At 71.9% G+C, this 11,181-nt stretch carries 9 protein-coding genes; 7 read left to right on the forward strand and 2 right to left on the reverse strand.

The genetic code is table 11. The features are described 5' to 3' along the window. Positions 1-41 precede the first annotated feature (41 nt). Positions 42-1,214 (reverse strand): pyridoxal-phosphate-dependent aminotransferase family protein, encoded by a 1,173-nt coding sequence (locus IEY56_RS01150; RefSeq protein ID WP_189035125.1) that lies wholly within the window; start codon positions 1,212-1,214, stop codon positions 42-44. A 98-nt stretch (positions 1,215-1,312) separates the two neighbouring features. Between IEY56_RS01150 and IEY56_RS01155 the strand changes: the two genes are divergently transcribed. The 6 genes from IEY56_RS01155 to IEY56_RS01180 all read left to right on the forward strand — a co-directional run bounded on the left by IEY56_RS01155 (position 1,313) and on the right by IEY56_RS01180 (position 7,831). Next, a complete protein-coding gene (locus IEY56_RS01155) occupies positions 1,313-2,077 on the forward strand; it encodes an IclR family transcriptional regulator (RefSeq protein ID WP_189035126.1) in 765 nt (254 codons plus the stop codon). A 231-nt stretch (positions 2,078-2,308) separates the two neighbouring features. Further along, positions 2,309-3,766, forward strand: coding sequence for an SLC13 family permease (locus tag IEY56_RS01160; protein ID WP_189035127.1), 1,458 nt, complete (start codon positions 2,309-2,311; stop codon positions 3,764-3,766). Between the two features lie 122 nt (positions 3,767-3,888). Beyond that, positions 3,889-4,581 (forward strand): ribulose-phosphate 3-epimerase, encoded by a 693-nt coding sequence (gene rpe / locus IEY56_RS01165; RefSeq protein ID WP_189035128.1) that lies wholly within the window; start codon positions 3,889-3,891, stop codon positions 4,579-4,581. Positions 4,582-4,831: 250 nt separating this feature from the next. After that, positions 4,832-5,821, forward strand: coding sequence for a sugar-binding transcriptional regulator (locus IEY56_RS01170; RefSeq protein WP_189035129.1), 990 nt, complete (start codon positions 4,832-4,834; stop codon positions 5,819-5,821). Positions 5,822-6,054: 233 nt separating this feature from the next. Continuing rightward, complete coding sequence (locus IEY56_RS01175) at positions 6,055-6,531, forward strand: cation:proton antiporter regulatory subunit (RefSeq protein WP_189035130.1); 477 nt, start codon at positions 6,055-6,057, stop codon at positions 6,529-6,531. Between the two features lie 58 nt (positions 6,532-6,589). Beyond that, the gene (locus IEY56_RS01180; protein ID WP_189035131.1) at positions 6,590-7,831 is read left to right on the forward strand and encodes a cation:proton antiporter; all 1,242 of its coding nucleotides are present in this window, start codon (positions 6,590-6,592) and stop codon (positions 7,829-7,831) included. A 62-nt stretch (positions 7,832-7,893) separates the two neighbouring features. Here IEY56_RS01180 and IEY56_RS01185 read toward each other — a convergent pair whose 3' ends face one another. Next, the gene (locus tag IEY56_RS01185) at positions 7,894-8,688 is read right to left on the reverse strand and encodes a S1 family peptidase (RefSeq protein ID WP_189035132.1); all 795 of its coding nucleotides are present in this window, start codon (positions 8,686-8,688) and stop codon (positions 7,894-7,896) included. A gap of 497 nt (positions 8,689-9,185) precedes the next feature. Here IEY56_RS01185 and IEY56_RS01190 point away from each other — a divergent pair, with 497 nt between their 5' ends. After that, on the forward strand, positions 9,186-11,180 hold the full coding sequence (locus IEY56_RS01190; RefSeq protein ID WP_189035133.1) for an AfsR/SARP family transcriptional regulator: 1,995 nt from the start codon (positions 9,186-9,188) through the stop codon (positions 11,178-11,180). Position 11,181: the final 1 nt, after the last annotated feature.

Consider the following 11,181-nt stretch of genomic DNA (forward strand, 5'->3'; position numbering starts at 1 on the left):
GGGGCGTAGGCGGGGGTGGGGCGCAGTCGGGTGCGGGGCGTTCACCCGGAGCGCAGCACGTCCAGGGCCGCGCTCAGTCCGTCCTGCTCGACGGGCACGCCCGCGAGCTCCAGCCCCATCTGCACCCCGGCGAGAGTGCCGGCGAGCGTGAGGTCGTTGAAGTGGCCGAGGTGGCCGATGCGGAAGACCTTGCCGGCGAGCTTGCCGAGGCCGGCGCCCAGCGACATGTCGAACCGCTCCAGCACCGTGCCCCGGAACTTGTCGGCGTCGTGGCCCTCGGGCATCAGTACCGCGGTGACCACGCCGGACGCCTCGCGTTCGTCCGCGCAGAAGACCTCGAGTCCCCAGCCGCGCACGGCCGCCCTGGTGGCGGCGCCGTGACGGGCGTGCCGGGCGTAGACCTCCGGCAGGCCCTCGGCGTCCAGCATGCGCAGGGCCTCCTCCAGCCCGTAGAGCAGGTTGGTGGCGGGGGTGTAGGAGAAGGATCCGCGACGGTTCGCTTCGAGGACCGGCCCCCAGTCCCAGTACGACTTGGGCAGCCGGGCGTCCTCGGCCGCCCGGAGTGCCTTGCCGCTGACGGCGTTGAAGCTCAGTCCGGGCGGCAGCATCAGCCCCTTCTGCGAGGCGGAGACGGTGACGTCGACGCCCCACTCGTCGTGCCGGTAGTCGAGGGAGCCGAGCGAGGAGACGGTGTCGACGAGCAGCAGCGCCGGGTGGCCGGCGGCGTCCATGGCCCGGCGGATGTCGGCGACGCGGCTGGTGACGCCCGTCGAGGTCTCGTTGTGCACGACGCACACGGCCTTGACGGCGTGGCCGGTGTCCGCGGAGAGGCGCTCGGCCAGCGCGTCGGGGTCAGCGCCGTGCCGCCAGTCGCCCGGCACGTGGTCGGTGTCGACGTCCAGGCCGAGGGACCGGGCGAGGTCCCGCCAGAGCGTGGCGAAGTGGCCCGTGTCGAAGGACAGCACGCGGTCGCCCGGGCTGAGCGTGTTGACGAGGGCGGCCTCCCAGGCGCCCGTTCCGGAAGCCGGGTAGATCACGACGGGTCCCGTGGTCCCGAACACCGGTTTGACGGCTTCGAGGAGACGGAGCGTCAGCGCGGAGAACTCCGGACCGCGGTGGTCGATGGTCGGCGCGGACATGGCCCGCAGGACCTGGTCCGGAACGTTGCTGGGGCCTGGGATCTGCAGGAAGTGACGACCGGTGCGGGGTGTCATGGGCCCGACTCCTCGAAGGGGTTGTGCCGTCTAGCGGCACGCTGTATCGTCTCGCGGCACAGCGGAGCATAGGGTTCCCCTTCGGAACGAGTCAATGGATGCAGAACGTCGTCAACGCCCTGAGGGCCCTGGAGGAAGTCGCCGTCCGGCAGCCGGTCGGCGTCGCGGACCTGGCCAGGGCCCTGGAGCTGCCCAAGAGTTCGGTGCAGCGCACCCTCGTGACCCTGCACGGCGCCGGGTGGATCCGGCCTGCCGGCGGCACCCCCACGCGGTGGCTCGTGACCACCAAGGCCCTGCACGTGGGACGTCACGCCACGGGTGAACTGGGGCTGCGTGACGTGGCGTTGCCGGTGATGGAGGAGCTGCGCCGCAGCACGGACGAGACGATCCACCTGGCCGTCCGTGAGGGCGGCAACGTGGTGCTGGTCGAGCGGCTCGAGACGAGCCAGCCCGTGCGCATCATCCTGCCGCTGGGTCAGAACCTTTCCATGCACGCCTCCGCCAACGGCAAGGCGGTGCTCGCCGCGGACCCGCCCGAGGCCGCCGAGCGCTACATCGCCGAAGGGCTGCGGTCGTTCACCGGGACGACGATCACCGATCCGCAGAAGCTGCGCGAGGAGCTGGAGGAGACCCGGGCGAGGGGCTACGCGACCAACAGCGGCGAGTGGCGCGCCGACGTCTCCGCGGTCGCCTGCGCCGTGGTGGGGGAGAGCGGCCTGCCCTTCGCGAGCATCAGCGTCAACGTGCCGACTTCCCGGATGACGCCCGGAGTCCTGCCCGAATTCGGCGCTCTGGTGAACGCGGCGGCGAAGCGTGTGAGTGCCGCATTGGGACGCGCGCACGAGGGAGGCGGTGCCCGCTGAGGGATCCTGCCGAGAAGTCTTGACTCGCCTCCACCCCCCTCCCATACTCGCCCAAGGCGAAAACCGGATTCCGTATCGCGGAATTGCCTTGCCATGCACTCCTGGCCCCGACTGGGCCCGCACAGGGCGGAGTTGACGAGTCGTACGGAGCTTCCGAGTGCTTCTGGTCTCCATTCAGGAAGGTGCCGGCACGCCTGTGAAGTGACCGTTCGACCGAAGGCGAGGAGCCTCGTGTCAGATCAAGTCATATCCATCATCGGATTGGTGCTGGTATTCGCCGTCGCCACATTCTCCTCGGTCCATATGGGCGCCCTCGCGATCGTCGCCGCATTCGTCGTCGGCACCGCATTCGTCGGCGAATCCGCGGACGATATATTCGGGGGTTTTCCGGGCGACCTGTTCGTGGTGCTCGTCGGGGTGACATTCCTCTTCGCCATCGCCAAGAACAACGGCACGGTCGACTGGCTGGTGCACAGGGCGACAGGAGCGGTCGGCGGCAGAATTGCCCTCATCCCCTGGGTGATGTTCCTGGTCACGGCGGTACTGACGGCAACGGGAGCGGTCGTTCCGGCGGCGGTCGGAATCATCGCGCCCATCGGCATGGGATTCTGCGTGCGCTACCGGATCAACCCGGTGCTCATGGGCCTGCTCATCATCAACGGAGCCAGTGCGGGCGGCTTCTCGCCGATCAGCATCTTCGGGAGCATCACGAACGGCGTGGTCTCCAGGAACGACCTCGCGGGGAATCCGACGCTGCTCTTCGTCAGTTCCTTCGTCTTCAACGTCGTCCTCAGCATCGGGGTGTTCTTCCTCTTCGGCGGTCGCGGCCTCATCGGACGGCGCGCGGAGGACGGGGCGGAGACAGGCAGCGAGAAAGCCGGCAAGGACGGCGGCGGGGAAGGGGAAGGCGGCACGCTCGTCTCGGCGGGCGTCTCCGGCGCCGACACGCCTGGCGGCGGCGGGAGTTCGCCGGAGAGCACCGGAGGCACCGGAATCTCCGCGGGCGCCGGTACCGGTACGGCGACCCGGACGGCCGCCCCCGCACCGGCCGGCACGGCGGCGACGGAGGAGATCCCCCCGGAGGACCTGCGCCTGGACGGGCCGCGCGTCCTGACCCTCCTGGGCCTGGTGGCCCTCGTCGTCGGATCGCTCTTCTTCGAGCTGGACGTCGGCCTGATGGCCCTGACGGTGAGCGTCGTGCTGACCCTGGTCTCACCGGCGTCCGCGAAGGGCGCCGTGGACCGCTGCGCCTGGTCCACGGTGCTGCTGGTCTGCGGGATCGTGACCTTCGTCAGCATGATGGAGCGCATCGGGACCATCGACTACCTCGGGGACAGCGTCGCCTCCATCAACGCCCCGCTGCTCGCGGCGCTCCTGATCTGCCTCATCGGCGCCGTGGTCTCGGCGTTCGCCTCCACGACGGGCATCCTCGGCGCCCTCATCCCGCTTGCCGTTCCGTTCCTGCAGGGCGGTCACGTGGGCGCCGTCGGCATGATCATCGCCCTGGCGATCTCCTCGTCGGTGGTCGACTCCTCGCCCTTCTCCACCAGCGGCGCCCTGGTGACCGCCAACGCGCCGGAGGCGGACCGCGAACGGGTCTTCAAGCGGCTGATGGCCTGGGGTCTGAGCATGTGCGCCGTGGCACCGGCCGCGACGTGGGTTCTGTTCGTGGTGCCCGGCTGGCTGTGACGGGCCGCCCGCGGCCCGCGGTGTCCGCGGCGGGCGTGCCCGGAGGGACGCCCGCCGCAGGCGGACGACGCCGAACCCACGCCCGCCGGACAGCGCGAACTACGTACCGGGATACTGGAGCCATGGTTCAGATCAACCCCAGCATCCTCTCCGCCGACTTCGCCCGACTCGCCGACGAGGCCGAGGCGGTGCGAGGTGCCGACTGGCTCCATGTCGACGTCATGGACAGCCACTTCGTACCCAATCTCACCCTGGGGACCCCCGTCGTGGAGGCGCTGAGCAAGGCGACCAGCACGCCCCTGGACTGCCATCTGATGATCGACGAGCCGGACCGCTGGGCCCCGCAGTACGTGGAGGCGGGAGCGGGTTCCGTCACCTTCCACGCCGAGGCCGCGGCGGCGCCCGTCCGGCTCGCCCGCGAGATCAAGGCGCTGGGCGCCCGCGCCTCGATGGCGCTGAAGCCCGCGACCCCCGTCGAGCAGTACGAGGACCTCCTCCCCGAACTGGACATGCTGCTGATCATGACCGTGGAACCGGGCTTCGGCGGTCAGGCCTTCCTCGACATCATGCTTCCCAAGATCCGGCGGGCGCGGCGGCTGATGGACAAGCACGGACTGCAGATGTGGCTCCAGGTGGACGGCGGGGTCTCCGCCTCCACCATCGAGCAGTGCGCCGAGGCCGGAGCGGACGTCTTCGTCGCGGGCTCTTCCGTCTACGGGACGGACGACCCGGCAGCGGCGGTGCGGGCGCTGCGTGAGCAGGCCGAGGAGGCGGCGCGCCGGGCCGCGGACGCCCCTCCGGCGCCGTCGGCGTAGGGATCCCGCCGGTCGGCGCGCGGCGGCCGCTCCGCGGCGCCTTCGGGGGAGCGGCGCCGTGCGAGCACACTGGAATCGGGCGCTGCCGCTCGCTCCGGTAGTGCGTGGTCCTTGCACGAGTGGGATCAAGGCCACGCGAGATCTGCAAGGATGAACGCCCCGCGCTGATGCGTACGTAAGGCAACGGCCCTGCGGCGAGACGGGGCAAGACAGTGAGGTGAGTACGGTGTCGTCGGGTCGGACCACACGTATGGGGCCCGCCGAGCTCATGCAGGCGGCAGCCATGGCACGCCGCTTCTACCTTGAGGGCAAGTCCAAGATCCAGATCGCGGACGAGTTCGGAGTGAGCCGCTTCAAGGTGGCGAGGGTGCTGGAGACGGCGCTGGAGAGGGACCTGATCCGCATCGAGATCTCCGTCCCGGCAGAGCTCGACGCCGACCGGTCCGACGCGCTCCGGGCACGGTACGGACTGCGGCACGTCGTCGTCGTCGAGTCGCCCTCCGAGGCCGCGGACGACGGCGCCGACCCGGAGAACCTGGGCGAGGTGGCCGCCGACCTCCTCGGCGAACTCGTGACCGACGGCGACGTCCTCGGACTGGCCTGGGGGCGCTCCACCATCCACATGGCCGCCGCCCTGCGTCAGCTCCCCCCGTGCACCGTCGTGCAGCTCACCGGCGTCTACGACGCGGGCACCGCCGACCGCGGCTCGGTCGAGGCGGTCCGGCGGGCCGCTGAGGTCGCGGGCGGTGAGGCGCACCCGATCTACGCCCCGATGCTGCTGCCCGACTCGGCCACCGCGGCCGCCCTACGGAGCCAGACGGGCATCTCCCGGGCCTTCGAGTACTTCGACAAGGTGACGGTGGCGGCCGTGTCCATCGGCTCCTGGGAGCCGGGCATCTCGACAGTCCACGACATGCTCAGCGACACCGAACGTGAGCACTACTCGTCGCTGGGCGTGGCCGCCGAGATGTCCGCCCACCTCTTCGACACCGGCGGGCGGCGCATCGGCCGCGACCTGGGGGAGCGCTGCATCACCGTCGAGGCGGAGCGGCTGCGCCGCATCCCCGAGGTGGTCGCCATCGCCGGAGGACAGCGCAAGGCCGCGGCCATCGGCGCGGTGCTGCGTTCCGGCCTCGTCACCAGCCTGGTCACGGACACCGCCGCCGCCGACTACCTGCTGACGGAGACACAGCCCGGTCCCAGGCCCGCCCTGGAGCGCGCCGACCCGGACGGCCCCTGACCCGCAGCAGTTCCCGACCCGCCGCGACTCCCGGCTTCCCGGGGCTCACGGCCCGCCCGAGGTGCCCCGCCGCACCCGTCGTGCCCTCTCCGGGAACGGACAGCGGGGCAGCCGGGTGAGGCCCGCCCCGACGGGGGAGTTAGTCTCGTGACGGCCGTGAGCCGCGGCCCTCCCCCTGGGCCTCCGGCCCGGGCGGTACCCGAAGTGCACTCTCCGAGGAGGCAGAGGCAGCCATGACCACGCAGCGCACGAAGCTGCCGGGAGTCGGCACGCAGTACGACATCGAGACCCGGGCCGGCCGCCACATCTCCGTCGTAGTGCATCAGGACGGACGGCGCTTCCTCGGCTTCTACGAGCCGGACGACCCCGACGCCTGCCAGGCGACCGTCCCGCTGGACGCCGACGAGGCGTCCTCGCTGGCCGAGCTGCTGGCGCCGCAGGACACGCCCCGCCTGGGCGCCAGCGAGATGGACATCGATCTGGTGACGGAGCGGATCCCGGTGACGACCCAGTCCCCGTACCGCAGCCGCCAGCTGGGCGAGACGCGCGCCCGCACCCGGACCGGGGCGTACATCGTCGCAGTGCTCCGGCGAACCGGGCCGCACCCCTCGCCCGGTCCGGATTTCCGGCTGGAGGCGGGGGACGCCGTCGTCGCCGTCGGCACCCGCGAAGGCGTCGACGAACTGGCCCGCATCATCAGCGGAACCTGACGGGGCACCGGCGGGGCGTCGCGGCCGGCGCTGAGACAGAGAGGGACAGGTCGGGCTCATGCACGACAGCACCGTTCTGCTGATCGAACTGGGCGCCGTGATCCTCGGCCTGGGCCTCGTCGGACGCTTCGCCGGCCGCATCGGCATGTCGCCGATCCCGCTCTACCTCCTGGGCGGCCTCGCCTTCGGGCACGGCGGCCTCTTCCCGCTCAGCGCGACCGAGGGGTTCATCGAGGTCGGTGCGGAGATCGGGGTGCTGCTGCTCCTGCTGCTGCTCGGACTGGAGTACACCGCCGCGGAACTGGTCACGAGCCTGCGGACGCAGTACCCGTCGGGCATCGTCGACTTCGCGCTCAACGCCACGCCGGGCGCCCTCGCGGGGCTCCTCCTCGGATGGGGCCCGGCGGGGGTGCTGGCGCTGGCGGGCGTCACCTGGATCTCCTCCTCGGGCGTCATCGCGAAGGTCCTCACCGACCTGGGGAGACTCGGCAATCGCGAGACGCCGGTCGTGCTGGGCGTCCTCGTCATGGAGGACCTCTCCATGGCGGTGTACCTGCCGCTGCTGACCGCGCTGCTCGCGGGAGTCGGCCTGGCGGGCGGCAGTGTCACCCTGCTCATCGCGCTCGGGACGGTCGGGACCGTCCTGTATCTCGCGCTGCGGCACGGGCGGCTCATCAGCCGCGCCGTCAGCTCCAAGACGCCCGAGATGCTCCTGCTCGTGGTCCTCGGCCTCACGCTGCTGGTGGCCGGTGTGGCGCAGAAGCTCCAAGTCTCCGCCGCCGTCGGTGCGTTCCTCGTGGGCATCGCGCTGTCGGGGGAGACGGCGGAGAACGCGCGCGCCCTGCTGACTCCGCTGCGAGACCTGTTCGCCGCGGTCTTCTTCGTCTTCTTCGGGCTCTCGACGCGACCGGGCGAGATCCCGCCCGTGCTCCTCCCGGCGCTGCTGCTCGCCGCCGTCACCGTCGTCACCAAGATCCTCACCGGCTGGTACGCGGCCAGGCGGGCCGGAGTGAGCAGGCGGGGGCGGCTGCGCGCGGGCGGTGCCCTGGTGGCGCGCGGCGAGTTCTCCGTCGTCATCGCCGGACTCGCCGTCAGCGCCGAGCCGCGGATCGGCCCGCTCGCCACGGCGTACGTCCTGCTGATGGTCATCATCGGCCCGTTGGCCGCCCGCTGGACGGAGCCCGCCGTGAGCGGGCTGCGCCGCCGCCTCGGGCGCGAGCAGGCCCGTACGGGGGACCGGGCAGCACCGCCCGCGCCCAGCCCGGAGACGCCAACAGGGACGGAGTCCCTCAAGAGCTGAGGCCCGCACGCCTCCGCCAGGGCGGTGACGCCCTCGCGGAGACGCGGAGCCGGCGGCGCGGGTCAGAGCAGGCTCAGCCCGTAGGCGGAGAGCACTTCCGTGAGGGGCTGGTAGTACGTGGCCCCCGCGGAGGAGCCGACGACGAGCCCGAGCCCGGTGTTCCCCGAGAAGGCGGGTGTGCCGCCCTCGCGCGGTTCGGTCTGGATGTTCGAGCTGAAGAGGCCGTACACGACACCCTCGGGATAGCTGATCGTGATGTTCAGGGCCGTCACGATCCCGCAGTGCATGCCCGTGACCTGCCCCGATTGGCACACGGTCGATCCCACGGCCGGGGAACCGCTGCCCGTGATGTCGACGGGGCCGCCGGCGGTGTCGATCTCACCGGGGGTGGCGACGTCGGGGTTCGTGTAGCGGATCAGGCCGTAGTCGTTGCCCGGGAAGGAGGAGCCGGCGGTCGTGCCGGCGGGGATCGTCAGGGCGGCGTCGGCGTACCAGGTCGCGGCGCCGCCCAGGCAGTGGCCGGCGGCGATGCCGTAGTCGTCCGAGCCGTCGGTGGCGTTGAAGCCGATGGTGCAGACAAGGCCGCCGGGGGCGTACACGGGGTCGCCGCCGCGGATCACCGACTGCCGTGCGTCGGCGGGGCGTTGGGAGCCCGGTCGATCGGAGTCCGCGCGTGCGGAGGCGTCCGGGCCGGCGGCGGAGCCGGTGCGGGCCGGTGCGGGGGAGGAGGGTTCGGCCGCGCCCGCGGCGGGCGCGGAGACGAGCAGTAAGACGGCCAGTGCGGCGCAGGCGGCGGCCGCGCGCCCGTACGACGCGGCGCGCGGGACGGGAGCGGATGCGGATCTTCGGAATTCCAAGGTCGGTCCTTCGGCAAGTGACGGACGGCCCCGGGGAATTGTCCGCAGCGGGACGGCGGGACCGTTTTGACCCGCACATTGTGTGATGACGCGGATACGTCGCACCAGACGTCCGAATTCTGGCTGTTGTCATGTACTGCGGAGAAAAGCACCACACCGGGCAGCTTGTTGTTTGCACGCACGTGACAGAAGTCTCGACCAGCAATCCTCTGCTCCATAGAATGCGTTCGGGACTTCCCACATGTCGGAATCGCGGGTGATGCCCGATTTCGCGTGCCCGAACGGCAGGCAGTCCGGACCGATCTGCTTTCCGCGGTGGGAGAGCCCCGGGGAGATTTCCACGGCATCGTGACGACAGGCGCGCTGTGCTGCCTGCTGACGGAGGCGGCGCATGAAAGCGGACGGGAAGAACCACTCGGCCAGGAGCGGTGATTCCGGCTTGGAGTCGGCAACGGCCATGTACGGCCTGGGCAGAACGGAAAACAGGGGGCAGGCCGATGCGTTTTCAGCTGCTGGGGCCGTTGAGCATCGCAGACGGACACAACGTCGTCGTCCTCCAGCCCTCCAAGCCCACCAGCCTGCTCGCCGCGCTGCTCGCCCACCCCAACACGGTCGTCGCCACCGGCTATCTGCTCCGGGCCCTCTGGGACGATGAACCGCCGGCCACGGCAAGGGCCGCCCTGCAGACCTGCGTTCTGCGGCTGCGCAAGATCTTCTCCAAGTACGGCATCGCCGACAGCGCCATCGAGGCCGTCCCGGGCGGGTACCGCATGCCCGCCGACGCCGCGACGCTCGACCTGGTCCGCTTCCGCGAACTGGTGCGGGAATCCCGGGAGTCGGAGGACGGCGAGACCGAGCTGTACAAGCTCAAGGAGGCGCTGTCCCTGTGGCAGGGGCCGCTGCTGGCGAACGTCTCCTCGCAGATGCTCCACCGCGACGAGGTGCCCCGCCTCACCGAGGAGCGGCTGCGCGCCCTGGAGCGTGCCTGCGACATCGAGCTGGCGATGGGACGCTGCCGCCAGGTCCTGGTGGAGCTGTGGGAGGCGGCACGTACGCATCCCGGCCACGAGCGCTTCTCCGAACAGCTCATCGAGGCGCTGTACCGGACGGGCCGTCAGGGCGAGGCCTTCGCCGAGTACCGCAGGGTCAAGACGCGGCTGAAGGAGGAGCTCGGCGTCGACCCCGGGCCGTCGCTGCAGCGCCTGGAGCTGTCGATCCTCCGCGGCGAGGACCTGGGCCGTACGGTCACGGACCGCAGGCCGGCGCTGCCCGCCGGCGGCACCGCCACGGGCGGGGAGACGTCTTCCGGGGAGGCCTTCTCCGGGGAGGGTGCGACCGGCGCCCCCGGCAGCCGTGCGGCCGTGCTCGCGGACACGGGCCCGGCGGCGACCGCGAGCCGCCGCGTACCGGCCGCCCGTACCGCCACGTCCCCCACGACGGCGGCCCCCGCTCCGCCCGCACCCGTACGCGCCGTACGGCCCGCTCCCGTCTCGTGCTTCACCGGCCGCGCCGCCGACAGCGAGGCCATCGGGCAGTGGCTGACCGCGAAGGGGGACGCCGCCCCGGCTCTCGTGGTCGTCTCGGGCGCTCCCGGAGTGGGCAAGAGCGCCCTCGCGGCGCACACGGCGCACCGGATCAGGAGTGCGTTCCCCGGCGGCTGCCTCGTCCTGCCCCTCGTGGGTCCCGACGGAACGGGCGTCACCACGGAGGAGGCGCTGACGGCGCTTCAGACGCAGCGGCAGGAGACGGAGGCCGGGCAGGGCCCCTCCGGGGAGGGCCGGGGACGTTCGCTGCTGGTGCTCGACGACGCGCTCAGCGCCGACCAGGTGCGTCCGCTGCTGCCCGCCTCGGAGGGCAGCGCCGTCCTCGTGACCAGCAGGCGCGGGCTGGCGGGGCTGGTCGCCACCCACGGCGGGCTCGTGCACCGGCTGGGCACGCTCCGCCCCGAGGAGTCGCGGCAGTTGCTGATCAGCACCCTCGGTGAGGAGCGCGTCGCGGCGGAGCCCGAGGCAGCGGACCGGCTGGCCTCGCTGTGCGGCCACTTCCCCCTCGCCCTGCGTATCGCCGCAGCCCGCCTGCTGACACGGCCGGGTCTGCGCATCGCGGACTGCGCCGAGTGGATCGCCGCGGACGTGCCGGGCCGGCTGGCTCTCACCGACGACCCCCGCATGTCCGTGCCGAACGTCCTCGACGGTGCCCTCCGCCGTCTGGAGCCGCGGCTCGCCGAGGCGTTCCTGCGCGTCGCCGCCGGGCGGAACGAGGCGGGCCGCGAGCACGGGCACGGCGGTACCGAAGGCCTCTCCGGTCTCCGGCCGGTCGCCGCGCGACCGCCCGAGGCCACCGAGGAGATGCTCGAACAGCTCGCGGACGCGGGCCTGTTGGAGGACGGTCCGCCCGGCCCGTACCGCATGCACGAGCTGCTGCGCCGCTACGCGCGTCGATCAGCCGGCGAACCCGACGACGGGGATCTGCCGGAAGGTCATCCGGGCTGAC

Source organism: Streptomyces daqingensis (assembly GCF_014645895.1).
In the GTDB taxonomy this organism is placed as follows: domain Bacteria; phylum Actinomycetota; class Actinomycetes; order Streptomycetales; family Streptomycetaceae; genus Streptomyces; species Streptomyces daqingensis.

What these genes read in the sequence shown, in the direction of transcription:
- IEY56_RS01150 (WP_189035125.1), bottom strand. Translation starts at nt 1,214, where the DNA reads ATGACACCCCGCACCGGTCGTCACTTCCTGCAGATCCCAGGCCCCAGC.
- IEY56_RS01155 (WP_189035126.1), top strand. Translation starts at nt 1,313, where the DNA reads ATGCAGAACGTCGTCAACGCCCTGAGGGCCCTGGAGGAAGTCGCCGTC.
- rpe (WP_189035128.1), top strand. Translation starts at nt 3,889, where the DNA reads ATGGTTCAGATCAACCCCAGCATCCTCTCCGCCGACTTCGCCCGACTC.
- IEY56_RS01170 (WP_189035129.1), top strand. Translation starts at nt 4,832, where the DNA reads ATGGGGCCCGCCGAGCTCATGCAGGCGGCAGCCATGGCACGCCGCTTC.
- IEY56_RS01175 (WP_189035130.1), top strand. Translation starts at nt 6,055, where the DNA reads ATGACCACGCAGCGCACGAAGCTGCCGGGAGTCGGCACGCAGTACGAC.
- IEY56_RS01180 (WP_189035131.1), top strand. Translation starts at nt 6,590, where the DNA reads ATGCACGACAGCACCGTTCTGCTGATCGAACTGGGCGCCGTGATCCTC.
- IEY56_RS01190 (WP_189035133.1), top strand. Translation starts at nt 9,186, where the DNA reads ATGCGTTTTCAGCTGCTGGGGCCGTTGAGCATCGCAGACGGACACAAC.